The 12,813-nt window shown below is 66.6% G+C and carries 12 protein-coding genes; 9 read left to right on the plus strand and 3 right to left on the minus strand.

The annotated features are described in order from the left end of the window. Positions 1–68 precede the first annotated feature (68 nt). The 5 genes from AC3WJM_RS01705 to AC3WJM_RS01725 all read left to right on the plus strand — a co-directional run bounded on the left by AC3WJM_RS01705 (position 69) and on the right by AC3WJM_RS01725 (position 4,330). Positions 69–1,154 (plus strand): LolA family protein, encoded by a 1,086-nt coding sequence (locus AC3WJM_RS01705; protein ID WP_307052997.1) that lies wholly within the window; start codon positions 69–71, stop codon positions 1,152–1,154. Next, the gene (locus tag AC3WJM_RS01710; protein WP_492271068.1) at positions 1,151–2,137 is read left to right on the plus strand and encodes an ABC transporter ATP-binding protein; all 987 of its coding nucleotides are present in this window, start codon (positions 1,151–1,153) and stop codon (positions 2,135–2,137) included. The genes AC3WJM_RS01705 and AC3WJM_RS01710 overlap by 4 nt, the downstream gene beginning before the upstream one ends. A 76-nt stretch (positions 2,138–2,213) precedes the next feature. Then, positions 2,214–3,014: an ABC transporter permease gene (locus tag AC3WJM_RS01715; RefSeq protein WP_306959564.1), complete on the plus strand. Its 801-nt coding sequence runs from the start codon at positions 2,214–2,216 to the stop codon at positions 3,012–3,014. Between the two features lie 27 nt (positions 3,015–3,041). Continuing rightward, positions 3,042–3,662 (plus strand): L-threonylcarbamoyladenylate synthase, encoded by a 621-nt coding sequence (locus AC3WJM_RS01720; RefSeq protein ID WP_059389303.1) that lies wholly within the window; start codon positions 3,042–3,044, stop codon positions 3,660–3,662. 2 nt (positions 3,663–3,664) lie between these two features. Then, positions 3,665–4,330 carry an alpha/beta hydrolase family protein gene (locus AC3WJM_RS01725; RefSeq protein WP_492271069.1) on the plus strand — a complete coding sequence of 222 codons (666 nt, stop codon included), beginning with the start codon at positions 3,665–3,667 and terminating at the stop codon, positions 4,328–4,330. 21 nt (positions 4,331–4,351) lie between these two features. Here AC3WJM_RS01725 and AC3WJM_RS01730 read toward each other — a convergent pair whose 3' ends face one another. The 3 genes from AC3WJM_RS01730 to hrpB form a co-directional block, all read right to left on the minus strand. After that, entirely contained in the window at positions 4,352–6,529 is a 2,178-nt protein-coding gene (locus tag AC3WJM_RS01730; protein ID WP_492271070.1) for an elongation factor G-like protein EF-G2, read from the minus strand. A gap of 113 nt (positions 6,530–6,642) precedes the next feature. After that, positions 6,643–7,395: a M50 family metallopeptidase gene (locus AC3WJM_RS01735; RefSeq protein WP_492258961.1), complete on the minus strand. Its 753-nt coding sequence runs from the start codon at positions 7,393–7,395 to the stop codon at positions 6,643–6,645. Positions 7,396–7,464: 69 nt separating this feature from the next. Further along, positions 7,465–10,179, minus strand: a complete 2,715-nt coding sequence (gene hrpB, locus AC3WJM_RS01740) for an ATP-dependent helicase HrpB (RefSeq protein ID WP_492271071.1) — start codon at positions 10,177–10,179, stop codon at positions 7,465–7,467. A gap of 98 nt (positions 10,180–10,277) precedes the next feature. Here hrpB and AC3WJM_RS01745 point away from each other — a divergent pair, with 98 nt between their 5' ends. The 4 genes from AC3WJM_RS01745 to AC3WJM_RS01760 all read left to right on the plus strand — a co-directional run bounded on the left by AC3WJM_RS01745 (position 10,278) and on the right by AC3WJM_RS01760 (position 12,772). Beyond that, on the plus strand, positions 10,278–10,463 hold the full coding sequence (locus tag AC3WJM_RS01745) for a hypothetical protein (RefSeq protein WP_492271072.1): 186 nt from the start codon (positions 10,278–10,280) through the stop codon (positions 10,461–10,463). A gap of 208 nt (positions 10,464–10,671) precedes the next feature. Beyond that, on the plus strand, positions 10,672–11,499 hold the full coding sequence (locus AC3WJM_RS01750) for a slipin family protein (RefSeq protein ID WP_059389307.1): 828 nt from the start codon (positions 10,672–10,674) through the stop codon (positions 11,497–11,499). Positions 11,500–11,592: 93 nt separating this feature from the next. After that, positions 11,593–12,024, plus strand: coding sequence for a hypothetical protein (locus AC3WJM_RS01755; protein WP_284988252.1), 432 nt, complete (start codon positions 11,593–11,595; stop codon positions 12,022–12,024). Between the two features lie 136 nt (positions 12,025–12,160). Then, complete coding sequence (locus AC3WJM_RS01760) at positions 12,161–12,772, plus strand: DUF305 domain-containing protein (RefSeq protein ID WP_306959555.1); 612 nt, start codon at positions 12,161–12,163, stop codon at positions 12,770–12,772. The last annotated feature ends 41 nt before the right edge of the window (positions 12,773–12,813 follow it).

The raw sequence follows: 12,813 nt of genomic DNA on the forward strand, positions 1-12,813 counted from the left end.
CACTCCGGGCAGCAGGCGTACGCTGGAAGCATGAACTTCGCCGATGGTGGATGGTTCGCGAGGTTGTCATGACCCGTCCTTGGTTGCGTTGGTTGCCGGCCGCGCTGGTTCCGGTAGCCCTTGCTGCGGCGGCCCTCGCTGGTTCCTACCAGGCGGGAGCTGCGACGAGCCTGCCTCCTAAAACGGCAGAGGAAGTCATCGCGATGATCGGCCGGGCCGACGTCCATGCTTTGTCCGGAACCCTTCAACAGAGTTCCGATCTGGGACTCCCCCAGCTCCCCTCCGTCGGGCCAACGGCAACCCAAGGCCCCGCTTCGGTCATGGAACTGTTGAGCGGATCCCACACGGTCCGGGTCTACCTGGACGGCCCCGCCAAGGCCAGGTTCCAGGTGATGGACATGCTCGCCGAGCGCGACCTCGTCCGCAACGGCAACGATCTCTGGCTCTACAACTCGGCCGACAACAGTGCGGCGCACATGACGATGCCCGCCGAACCGGCCCGCGCTGCGGCCCCGCGCGCGACGCCTACTCCCGGAGCGATCACGCCTGATGTCGTCGCGCAGCACTTCCTCGCCGCCGTCGGGCCTACAACAGACGTGACCGTGGGCGACGGAACCACGGTGGCCGGCCGCACGGCCTACCAACTGGTGATCAAGCCGCGGAGTACCGGCACGCTGGTCGATTCCGTGACAATCGCCGTCGACTCCGCCTCCGGCCTGCCGCTCGGCGTCGAGGTGCGGGCACGGGGCCAGGCCGCGGCGGCCTTTTCGCTCGCGTTCACTGACGTGAGCTTGTCGGCGCCCGACGCCGCCCTGTTCAGTTTCACTCCGCCCCGCGGTGCCGCCGTGGAAGAGAAGGCAACCCCGCAACCGCGTACCCTCCCCGGTAAGACCGGGCAAGCACCGCAGGTAAAGGCAACCGGGGGCCGGCCAACAGTCACGGGAACCGGCTGGGACGCAGTGATCGCCATGCCCTCGGGGACCGTGCCCGCCGATGTCCGCTCGGCTCCGATGGTGGCCCAGCTCACCCAGCCGGTAGCGGGCGGCCGTGCAGTGACTACCAGCCTGGTAACTGTCTTGATGCTCGACGACGGCCGCGTCTTCGCGGGAATGGTGCCACTTGAGCGGTTGCAGGCCGCAGCCGCCACGAAATGACGGAGGCATCCCGGCCGGCTGAACTGGCGATAGAGACGCAAGGCCTCAGCAAGCGCTTTGGTCACCGGGCCGCCGTCGACGGCGTCGACTTGGCAGTTCCGCGCGGTTCAGTCTTTGGCTTCCTCGGTCCAAATGGCTCAGGCAAGACCACCACCATCCGGTTGCTGCTTGGATTGGCGGCCGCCACGAACGGCCGCATCCGGGTTCTGGGTGGCGAAATGCCGCGCCAACTGGCAACGGTCCTGCCCAACGTGGGCTCGCTCGTGGAAGGCCCGGCCTTCTACCCTTTCCTGTCCGGGGCGGCGAACCTTCGGCGATTGGACAGCGCCGATCTTCATGCCTCCCCGCGGACCAGGGCCGCACGGGTGGATGAAGCGCTCGAGAGGGTGGGGTTGTCCCATGCCGCGGGCAAAAAGGTGCGCGCCTATTCGCTCGGGATGAAGCAGCGGCTGGGAATTGCACATGCCCTGCTGCGGCCGAGGGAACTGCTTGTCCTCGATGAACCCACCAACGGCCTGGATCCGCAAGGGACCCGGGAGGTGCGCTGCCTGGTCCGCTCCCTCGCCGCCGGGGGCACCACCGTGTTCGTCTCCAGCCACCTCCTCGCGGAAGTGGAACAGATGTGCACCCATGTGGGTGTCATGAGCGTAGGCAAACTCGTGGCGCAAGGAACACTGCACGAACTGCGCGCCGCGGGAACGGCCACGATCCGGCTCCACACGCCCGATATTGAGGCCGCTGTCCGTGTCCTCTCCAGGCTGGGCCTGCAATCGGAACTGTCAGTGCCGCTGCCCGGATCGCACGGTGCCGATGGCCAGAGCCTCGTCAGCACCGGCCCGCCGGGGTACGGGGTGGCTCCCGAGGCGATCGTGGCTGCCCTCGTGTCCGACGGCGTCCGGGTGCGGGGCTTCGGCGTGGAGGACGCCAGCCTGGAGGAGCGCTTCGTCTCCCTGACCGGAGAGGGTTTCGACATTGCCGGCTGAACGCGGAACCGACGTCACGGCTGCCGCGCAGGGCGCCCTGGTAACAAACACCCGGCCATCAAGCTCGTGGTCACTCATGGCCTCGGAGCTCTCTGTGCTGTTCAGGCGGCTGCGGACATGGGCCATGCTCCTCGCGCTCGCGGCGATCCCCATCCTCATCGCCGCGGCGGTCAAGCTGAGCTCGCATCCCGTGGCGCCAGGGCGTGGTCCGCCGTTCCTTGATCGCATCACCCAGAACGGGCTTTTTGTCGGCGTCACGGCAATGATCGTCTCCGTGCCCTTGTTCCTTCCCCTCACGATCGGAGTGGTGGCAGGCGACACGATTGCAGGAGAAGCGAACCTTGGCACGCTCAGGTACTTGCTCGTCGCCCCGGCCGGACGCGTCCGCCTCTTGTTGATCAAGTACGCGTCCGCCGCGGCTTTCTGCCTGGCAGCGACCCTTACGGTGGCCGCCGCCGGTGCGCTGGCCGGCGTCGCGCTCTTCCCGGTAGGTCCCGTTACCCTGCTCTCCGGCGACACGATCGGCGTCGGCGAATCAGTGGTGCGTTCCCTGCTGATAGCCGCGTACATTGCTGTGTCACTGTTGGGGCTCTCCGCCATCGGGCTGGCAATATCCACCTTCACGGACGTGCCGGTCGGGGCCATGGCCGCAACGATCGTCCTGTCCGTGGTGTCACAAGTGGCCGACAACCTGCCGCAATTGGAGTGGCTGCACCCGTGGCTGTTCAGCCACTACTGGTTGGGTTTCGCCGACCTCTTGCGCCAACCCATCTCGTGGACGAGCTTCGGCGACAATGCCCTGCTGCAGGCGGCCTACGTCGTGGCGGCCGGCGCGTTGGCTTATGGCAAGTTCACCAGCAAGGATGTCCTGTCCTGAAGTACGGCCTGCCCGTAAGCTCGTGGCATGGCAAGATTCTTCGATGTCCACCCGCAGGACCCCCAACCACGCGCAATTGCCCAGGTGGTGAATATCCTCCAGTCCGGCGGGCTCATCGCCTATCCCACCGATTCCTGCTACGCGCTCGGCGCACAAATCGGCAACAGGGAAGCCCTCGACCGGATCCGCTCGATCCGGCAGCTGGACAGCAAGCACCATTTCACCTTGGTCTGCAAGGACTTCGCGCAGCTCGGTCAGTTCGTCATGATCGACAACGATGTGTTCCGAAGCATCAAGGCCGTGACGCCGGGTAGCTACACGTTCATCTTGCCTGCCACCAAGGAAGTCCCCCGCCGCCTCCTGCACCCCAAGAAGAAAACGGTAGGCGTGCGGATTCCGGACCATAATTTTGTCCAGGCCCTCCTGGCCGAACTGGGCGAACCGCTCCTTTCCAGCACCTTGCTGCTCCCCGACGAGGAGGAGCCGTTGACCCAAGGCTGGGAGATCAAGGAACGCCTGGACAATCTGGTGGAAGCCGTGATCGACTCCGGCGACACCGGCGCAGAGCCCACCACGGTGGTGGACTTCTCGAGCGGCACCGCGGAAGTGGTCAGGCGCGGCACCGGCGATCCCTCCCGATTCGAGTGAGCATGCGTACCGCCGAATCCAGTGTCACGATCGACGTCGACGGCACACCGGTCTCCGGTATCTACGGCCGGCCGGACAAACCGGTCGCGACCCTCGTTCTCGCCCACGGGGCCGGGGCGGGCATGGAGCATCCGTTCCTGGGCGGCCTCGCGCACGCTTTGAACGACGACGGCGTCGCGACCTTGCGCTTCAACTTCCCCTACCGGGAAGCCGGCAAGAAGTTCCCCGACCGGCCTCCCGCGGCTATCGCGGCCTGGCGGGCCGTCATGGCGGAAGCCGCGTCCCGTTCGGAGGGAGAACCGCTGTGGGCGGCCGGCAAGTCCTTCGGTGGACGCATGGCGTCGATGGCAGTGGCCGAAGGCATGCCCGCCGAGGGACTCATCTATCTCGGCTACCCGCTGCACCCGCCCGGAAAACCCGAGAAGCTCCGTGACGAGCACCTTTACGGGCTCACGCTGCCGATGCTCTTCCTGCAGGGCACGCGGGACACTTTCGCGACGCCCGAGCTGCTCGAAAACGTGGTGGCCCGGATCGGCCCCGCCGCCACCATCGAGTGGTGGGAGGGCGGCGACCATTCCTTTGGCCGCGCGGGAGTCAAGAAGAGCGCTGCGGAGGTGGGGGCCTCATTGGCACCTCCCGTTTCAGCGTTCCTTCGCAAGAACCGCTGACCTGGAAGGAGACTTTGAGCCTCAGGCTTTCGCCGAGGCGACGGCTATGCCGGGCGGCAACGGCTCGTGCCGCAAGTACTCCCGGCGGAATCGACCGCTGCCCGCCGTCAGTCCCCGCAGCACGATCGCGTACCGCAGCAGTTCCTGCTCCGGCACTTCGGCGCTGATCTCCGTGCGCTCTCCGCCCACGGATGTCGTCCCGGTGACGCGCCCGCGGCGGGAGGACAGATCGCTCATGACCCCGCCCACGTGCTCGTCGGCCACAAGGACCGTCACGGCCGAAATCGGTTCGAGCAGTTGAATGCTGCCCGCCGCGGCGGCTTCCCGCAAGGCCAAAGCGCCAGCGGCCTGGAAAGCCGCGTCCGATGAATCGACGCTGTGGGTCTTGCCGCCCACCAGGATCACCCTGATGTCGACCACCGGGAAACCTGCCCGCACCCCCTTGCTCATCTGGGCCCGGACGCCTTTCTCGACCGACACAACATACGTGCCGGGGATGACCCCGCCAACAATCCTGTCCACGAATTCGAAGCCTCCCCCGCGTTCAAGGGGTTCCACTTCGATATCGCAGATCGCGTACTGTCCGTGGCCGCCGGATTGTTTGACATAGCGTCCGTGGCCCGCGGACTGGGCGGCAAAGGTCTCCCGGAGCGGGGTAATGACATCCACGGTCTGCAGCTTCACCCCCTGCTCGCGCAAACGGTCCAGGACTGCCTCCGAGTGGGCCTCCCCCATGCACCACAGGACCAGCTGGTGCGTCTCGGAGTTGCGCTCCACCCTCAGGGTCGGATCTCCCGCCGCGACCTTGGCCAGGCTCTTGGACAGCGCGTCTTCATCGCCGTGCGAGGCTGCTTCGATCGCCACAGGCATCAGCGGCTCGGGCATGTCCCAGGTTTCCACGAGCAGTGGAGCCTCGCGCGCGGAAACCGTGTCTCCCGTTTCGGCGCTCGCCACCTTCGCCAGCGCGCAAATGTCTCCGGCCACGGCGAACTGCACCGGCCGCAGGCTTGAGCCCAACGGGGAGTACAGGTGGGTGATCCGCTCGTCGCTGTCGTGGTCGGGGTGCCCGCGCTCAGCCAGGCCGTGTCCACCCACATGCACGGCAGAGTCCTCTCGCAGCGTCCCTGAGAAGACCCGGACAAGGCACACCCGTCCCAGGAACGGGTCAACAGTAGTCCGCACCACTTCGCCAAGGAGCGGACCGTCCGGATCGCATGCCAGGGGTTCCAAGGGTGTCCCGCCCAGGTCAGTCACCGTCGGGAGGCTTCGCCCAGTCGGAGGCGGAAAGGCGCGGGTCAGCACTTCCAAGAGTTCGGCCGTGCCGACTCCGGTCACGGAAGAGCTGGCCAGGACCGGAAAGAACGTCCCCCGGACGATCGCGGTCTCCAGATCTTCCACGAGGGTATCGATGGGGACGTCCTCGCCGCCGAGGTACCGGTCCATCAAGGTCTCGTCCTCGCTCTCGGAAATGATGCCCTCGATGAGTTCCCCCCGGACACCTTCCGCGCCGGCCAGTTCCGCCGCTGTCGCCGCCCGGACCGCGGGCCGTGGTTCCCCGGGGGTGTACTCCGACACCGAGCCCGAAAGCAGCCCGAGCACTCCGGAAACAGCGTCCGCGGTGCGGACCGGCAAATGAAGGGGAAGGACAGAATCGCCGAAGGCGGACCGGCATTCGGCCAGGACGGCATCGTAGTTCGCCCGGGGATGGTCAAGCCGGCTGATGACCACGGCCCTGGGCATGCCAACGCGCTCGCATTCACCCCACAGGGCGGTGGTTCCGGCGTCGACGCCGTCAACGGCCGACACTACGAACAGAGCCGCATCCGCGGCACGCAGCCCCGCGCGCAGCTCTCCCATGAAATCGGCGTAGCCCGGGGTGTCGAGAAGGTTCACTTTGATGTCGTCGAAGACCAAGGGCGCCGCGGACAGCCCGATGGATCGCTGCTGGTGGATGGCCGTCGCCTCCGAGTCGCTCACGGTGGTGCCATCCACGATCGAACCCATGCGGTTCACCACCCCGGCAGCGTAAAGGAGTGATTCGAGCAGCATCGTCTTTCCCGCGCCCGAGCGGCCAATCAGGACGACGTTGCGGATGTTTTCGGGCCGATCGGCTGGCGCCGAGGACGGGTCCGCCCGTCGAAGATCGGGGTTGGTCCGGTTCGACCCCTTCGTCGCACTGCCTGGGCCTTTCACCGACATGAGCACCTCCTGGAGTAGAAGCCGAATCCCCCGCGTCCTTTGCTAACCGATTCCACACCCTGGACTGGCGCACGGCAAGAGCAATCGACCCAGTCCGTGCCGAAACCGCAGCCTTAGGAGAGCATGCCCCACACCGTGCGAAGGGAAAACACCGCGCTTGCTGCGATGACAACGGCGAAAGCCACGAGCCACAGCAAGGACGGCACCCCCGTGGACCGGGCCAGGATGTAGGCATCCGACGACGCGAGCCGGTCGCGCCGACGGGTGTGGACCGAAGCCACCTTGAACCAATCCCGCACGGCGCCCACCTCGAGGGCTATGCCAAGTCCGAGTACCACATGGCTTACCGTCGAGGGAGTGGCGAACATGACAAGCAACTGGGCAATCGCGGCACTGAGGAGCGCCACGAAGATTCCAGTGAAGTTCCGCAGAAAGATCAGTGCGAGCAGCAACACCAGCGCGCCGACGGACATGGCTGCCCCGGACCGCCCTGCCGACACGGACCAGATGAGCGCCACGCCTACCACCGCGGGACTCGGATATCCCCAGAACCCGGACCAGGCTGCGCCGAATTTGCCGCGCCCGCTGCTCAGGAGCTGTCCGGAGTGGTCCAGCCCGATCCGGAGCCCGTGGACGACCCGCCCCGTCATGAGGGCAGCGAACGCGTGGCCCAGTTCATGCACGAAGGTCACATAAAGACCAAACCAGCGCCAGGTGGCGCGCGGGATGCTCAGTACGACGGCAGCAGCCAGGATGCCCAGCACAACAGGGGTCGCAAGGTTCGGGACCTCTTGTGTGGTGAATCCCCGCAGCACGGCCTGCCACCAGTCGTTGACAAGGTCAGCGGGACGCAATTCCATGTTCATCACCGTGGCATCCTAAAGAAAAAGCCTGTGAACGCCTCCCAGCCAGCTGGAACCACCGGCAAGCCGGGGTCACATCTTCCGCTTGGTCTTGGCCGTTGCTGGCGCTGTCCACGGGTCCTCGGGCCAGGGATGCTTCGGATAGCGCCCGCGCATCTCCGCACGGACCTGGGCGTACGGGCCGGACCAAAAAGAGGCCAGGTCATCTGTCACGGCCAGCGGTCGCCTGGCCGGAGAAAGAAGGTGGAACAGCACCGGCACCCGTCCGCCTACCAAGCGCGGCGTCGCAGCCCAGCCGAAGCACTCCTGCAACTTGACCGCCACGACCGGCCGGCCGTCGTCGTCGGCAACGTCCGGATAGTCGATCCGCACCCGGGAACCGCTCGGCACCTCAAGCCATTCCGGCGCCAGCTCACCGAGCCGGGCCGCCTCGGGCCACGGCAAAAGCCGCCGCAACGGCTCGGCCAGGTCGATCCCGTTCGTCGCAGCGCCTCCTGCGAGCGCTTCGAGCTCCGGTGCCAGCCACTTCTCCAGCCTGGCCAGCAAGGCTGGCTCGGAGACGTCCGGCCATGGATCGCCCAGTTCCCTGTGCAGCAAAGCCAGTCGCCGGCGCAAGGTATCGGCTGCCGTCGACCAGCCAATGGTCCCCAGGCCTTCTTTCGCCAGGGCGCGGGCCACGGCAGCGCGACCGTCGTCGATGGTGGGCCGTACGGGCGTCGACGAAAGCAGAATCGCACCCAGCCGCCGTTCCCGCCTGGCGGTGACGCGGCCCCGCGTGAATTCGGCTTCCACCGTATCGCTCAGGAGGTGGCTGGCGGCAGCTTCCGCCGCATCCGCCGCCAAAGGTGCAGCGGAACGGATGACGGCGCCAGTGCCTGCCGCATCCCGGCCGTCCGCACGGGATACCTCGGCCACAGCGAGCCAATCGTGGCCGGCGAGCGGACTGCCCGCCGGCAGCCCGGCACGTGTTCCCGACGTCAGCAGGTAGCGTTCAGGGCCGGTGCCTGGAACGCGGCGCGCAACACGGTCGGGGAACGCAAGCGCGACCACGAACCCCAAGGCTTCGGCAGGACTCGCCAGTGAAGGCAGGCTCGGCGGTGCGGTCAGGGAAGGCCCGACGCCGGATCGCTCCTGGCGTGCGATCGCCTCCATGCGGCGGACATCCTCGGCCCAACGCCGGGCCGCGGGGTCCTTGCCTGCCCGGAGTGTGGCCAGCAGGCGCGTCAAGTCAGCTCCGGGAGCCCGTTGATCCCCTGCCACGAGGGCGACAGCCTCGGCAGCCGCCCGGTGCCCGACAGTGGCGGCACCATCCAGCAATGCACGGGCCAGTCGTGGATCGGCGGGGATCCGGGCCAGGGTCTTCCCCACGTCCGTGGCAAGTCCGTCCGCGTCGATGGCGCCAAGTTCCCGCAGCACTTCAATGGCATCGTCCATCGCGCCTTGGGGCGGGGAGTCCGGAAGTGCGAGCCCCCGGCCACCCGGCGATCCCCAACACGCGAGGACGAGGGCCGCGCCCGTCAGGTCGGCGGCCGCAATTTCCGGTGTGGGGTGGGCCGGTGCGGCGCCGTATGCTTTGTGCTCGTAGCAGCGGACCACGCGCCCTGGCCCTTGGCGTGCAGCGCGTCCTGCGCGTTGTTCGGCGGAGGCTCGGGAGCAGGAGACCGTGACCAAGCCGGACATGCCGCGGTTGGCGTCGCGCCGCAGTTCACGGGACAGCCCCGCGTCGATGACCAGCCGCACTCCCGGAACGGTCAGGGAGGATTCGCCCAGGGCAGTCGAGACGATAATCCGGGGAGATCCGCCGGGCTCCCGGCCGGAGACCGCCCGGTCTTGTTCCGCCGGGCTTGCCTGGCCGTGAAGCTCCAATACCTCCACGTCCCTGGCCCTTGCAGCCAGTCTGGCGCGCAGCCGGGACGCGACGTGGGAGACCTCCCACGCACCAGGAAGGAACACCAGGGCGTCGATGTCCGGATCAGCGGCGAGGGTGTCCGCGTACGACGACGCGGCAGTGTCCGCCACATGGTCCAGGAAGGCGCGGGTCACGCCGCGTCCGTCCAACCGTGGACCTGCCGCGGGCGCCCAGTCCACCGTCAAGGGATGCAGCGCGGACGGACAGTCGACGACGGGTGCCGGCCCGCCGCCGTCGTGCTTTCCGCTTGTGCCTTCTCCGGCGCCTCCAATCAGCGCGGCAAACCGTGGCGCGTCGAGGGTTGCGGACATCGCGACGAGCGTGAGGTCCTCCCGCAGTTCGCGGACCTCGATGAGCATTCCGAGCAACAGGTCCGTCTCCAGGCCGCGCTCGTGGACCTCGTCCAGGATCACAGCCCCGGCGGTCTCAAGCCCCGGATCCGCGAGCAGGCGGCGCAGGAGGATTCCGGGAGTCACGAACTCGATCATGGTCCCGGGGCCCGCCTGGCTTTCGCCGCGGACCGTGTATCCGACCCGTTCGCCGAGCCGGCTGCCGTCGAGAGCGGCGAGGCGCCGTGCCGCTGAGCGTGCGGCGACCCGCCGTGGTTGGGTCACGATCACCCGGGGGCGCTGCCTTCCGGTCACCGCGCCGGCCGCGCCGTCGGCGAGCAGGATGTTGGCAAGCAAGGGCGGCACGAGCGTCGTCTTGCCGGTCCCCGGGGGCGCTTGCACGACGGCGGTTCCTGCCGTTCCCCTTGTATCGAGGGCTTTGGCGAGTTCCCCCAGCGATTCTCCGAAGACGAGTCCCTCGCCGATGGTGTCCAGGTCGAAAGGGCGGTATGCGAGCGCGGCATTCCGGGGAACGGGTGGGGATTTCACTCCTCCATTGTGCCTATAAGCGGATCAGCCGTTGAAAGGTGGACTGCTTGCCGAATCGGGAGGACGATTAAAGGGCAGTTGCTAGAAGGAGGTCTGTGATGTGCTACGGCTACAACAAGGATTTCCGGCGGGACACCAGGAAAGATGCCTCACAGGAACCCGAGGAACGCCCTGAGCCCAAGGTCGACGCGAAGGACTTCATGTTCTGGGCCTTCCCACGCCGCTACCGTGAGCTCAGGAACGATCCGGAGCCGGTTATCGACCGGACCCGCGAAAGGGTCTAAGCCACGAAATTGAGAGGAACGTCCCAGAGGGGCGTTCCTCTCATTTGTGGCCCTACAACTCGGCGAATCCAAGGTATTTACTGGAGATACAACGTAAGCGGGTTCGCCTGCCTCGTTGCGGAAAGTGGGCTCCCTTTTCCCTCCACTGCCACCGAAGGATCTCCGCCATGAACGCATTAGCACTTAGCGACGAAGCCGGTGTGCGGCCATGACAGCGGACGCCATCACCTGGCTGATTGTCTTGATTGTCCTGCTGGTCATCTGGTTTGCGATGGCCGTCCACATTGTCACGCAGTATGAGCGCGGTGTCCTGTTGAGGCTTGGGAGGATCCAGGGCCTCCGGACCCCGGGCCTTGTGATCATCATCCCGTTCGTCGACCGCCTGAGGAAGGTCTCCCTGCGGATCGTCACCATGCCGATCCAGTCCCAGGGCATCATCACCCGGGACAACGTCAGCCTGGACATTTCCGCCGTCGCGTATTTCCGGGTGGTGGACGCCATCAAGTCCGTCCTGGCCATCGAAAACGTCTACGCCGCGATCGACCAGATCGCACAAACCACGCTGCGCAAGGTGGTGGGTCAGCACACGCTCGACGAAACGCTCGCAGAAACGGACGTCATCAATGCCAACATCCGCCAGATCCTGGACGGACTGACCTTGGAATGGGGCGTCGAAGTGACCCTCGTGGAACTCAAGGACATCCAACTGCCGGACAGCATGAAGCGCGCCATGGCCCGCCAGGCCGAGGCCGAGCGTGAAAAGCGCGCCAAGATCATCGCCGCCGAAGGCGAGTCCCTGGCCGCTGCCGCGCTGGGCATGGCCTCTGACACCATGATGGCCCATCCACTGGCCCTGCAGTTGCGCAACCTGCAGTCCATGGTGGAGATCGGCGTGGACAAGAACACCACGGTCGTCTTCCCGGCTCCCTTGATGAGCACCATCGGCGAACTCGGAGCATTCCTGGCCCGCGAAGCCGCCGCCGCGAAAGCCGCGCAACCACCAAGGACCATGACAGGACGGACGATGGCAGGGTGAGTGCGGCAGAATGAAACTGAACGGCGCCTATACTCGTTGAAGCCGTCGTAAAGCCCGCGAACCGGGCGAACAAGCTACGGAAGGAGGAAGACCATGACCGACCCCTCACGGGGCCGCGCCACCGCCTTCCTCATCCGCACGGGCCTGTTGGCAGGACTGCTCGCGATCATCGGCGGAATCGTCGGGATGCATGTCATGGCGGGTGGGCACAGCATGCACGCCACCCCGGCTATGGGCCAGTCCGCCGTCGTGGGCCCCGCCACTGTCATCGGCCCGTCGCACATAGTTCAGCACGCGGATTCATCTCCGGCGCAGTCGTGTGCAAGCCCGGGCACGTGCACCACGATGTCGGCCCTGCACGCCGTCTGCGTCCCCGCTCCGGGCCATAACACCCTGACAGCACCCCTACCAGGTGTCCCGCCCTACGCCAATGCGGGCACGTCAGAGGCCGGTACCCTGGTCTCCGGATATTCGCATCGCCCGGGTAGTCCTTCCCCGGGCGATCTCTGCATCAGCCGCACGTAAAATCCACCGCCGCACCGGGCTGCCGGCCCGCTGCACAAGACTCCACCCTGACGCGCCGCCCCACACAGTGGGCTTGCTGTGCGCGTCCCACGCAGCCGCGCTTCTGCAGGCTGATTGATTGAAGGACCCCAAAACCATGAGAAAAAACCTGACCCTCGCCACCTTTACCGTGGCCACAGCAATCGCGCTCGCCGGCTGCTCGGCCGGAACCGGCGGCAGCAGCATGCCGGGAATGGACCACGGAAGCGCCTCTTCGTCTGGTTCGGCCGCATCCCCGGCCGCGGCGACCGCGGGAGACCATAACGCGGCGGATGCCGAGTTTGCCCGGATGATGATCCCCCACCATGCCCAGGCCGTCCAGATGAGCGACGTCATACTCGCCAAGAACGGCATCCCTGCCCAAGTGACTGCGCTCGCCGGCAGGATCAAGGCAGCCCAAGGCCCGGAGATCGAGAAGATGACCGGCTGGCTCAAGGACTGGAACGAGCCCGCGGGGATGTCGGGCGGCCACACCATGAACGGAATGGTGGACAACGAGGACATGACGAAACTCGAGGCCGCCCAAGGCCGGGATGCAGCCAGGCTGTTCCTGACCCACATGATCGCCCACCACCAAGGGGCCGTGGCCATGGCGCAGAAGGAAGGCACCGACGGTAAGAACGCCGATGCCCTCAAACTCGGCAAGGACATCGTGACGGCGCAGGAGGCCGAGATCAAGGAAATGCAGGAGCTGTTGGGCGCGCTGTAGTCACAAGCACCCTCCAGACCACAACGCCGGCCCACCTGTTT

It is taken from the genome of Arthrobacter sp. FW306-1B-G06A, assembly GCF_058781765.1.

Excerpts from the sequence above, each read along its gene's own strand:
- AC3WJM_RS01720 (WP_059389303.1), top strand. The coding sequence starts at position 3,042 with ATGGCAAGATTCTTCGATGTCCACCCGCAGGACCCCCAACCACGCGCA.
- AC3WJM_RS01725 (WP_492271069.1), top strand. The coding sequence starts at position 3,665 with ATGCGTACCGCCGAATCCAGTGTCACGATCGACGTCGACGGCACACCG.
- AC3WJM_RS01735 (WP_492258961.1), bottom strand. The coding sequence starts at position 7,395 with ATGAACATGGAATTGCGTCCCGCTGACCTTGTCAACGACTGGTGGCAG.
- AC3WJM_RS01760 (WP_306959555.1), top strand. The coding sequence starts at position 12,161 with ATGAGAAAAAACCTGACCCTCGCCACCTTTACCGTGGCCACAGCAATC.
- AC3WJM_RS01755 (WP_284988252.1), top strand. The coding sequence starts at position 11,593 with ATGACCGACCCCTCACGGGGCCGCGCCACCGCCTTCCTCATCCGCACG.
- AC3WJM_RS01750 (WP_059389307.1), top strand. The coding sequence starts at position 10,672 with ATGACAGCGGACGCCATCACCTGGCTGATTGTCTTGATTGTCCTGCTG.
- AC3WJM_RS01730 (WP_492271070.1), bottom strand. The coding sequence starts at position 6,529 with ATGTCGGTGAAAGGCCCAGGCAGTGCGACGAAGGGGTCGAACCGGACC.
- AC3WJM_RS01705 (WP_307052997.1), top strand. The coding sequence starts at position 69 with ATGACCCGTCCTTGGTTGCGTTGGTTGCCGGCCGCGCTGGTTCCGGTA.
- AC3WJM_RS01715 (WP_306959564.1), top strand. The coding sequence starts at position 2,214 with ATGGCCTCGGAGCTCTCTGTGCTGTTCAGGCGGCTGCGGACATGGGCC.
- AC3WJM_RS01745 (WP_492271072.1), top strand. The coding sequence starts at position 10,278 with ATGTGCTACGGCTACAACAAGGATTTCCGGCGGGACACCAGGAAAGAT.
- AC3WJM_RS01710 (WP_492271068.1), top strand. The coding sequence starts at position 1,151 with ATGACGGAGGCATCCCGGCCGGCTGAACTGGCGATAGAGACGCAAGGC.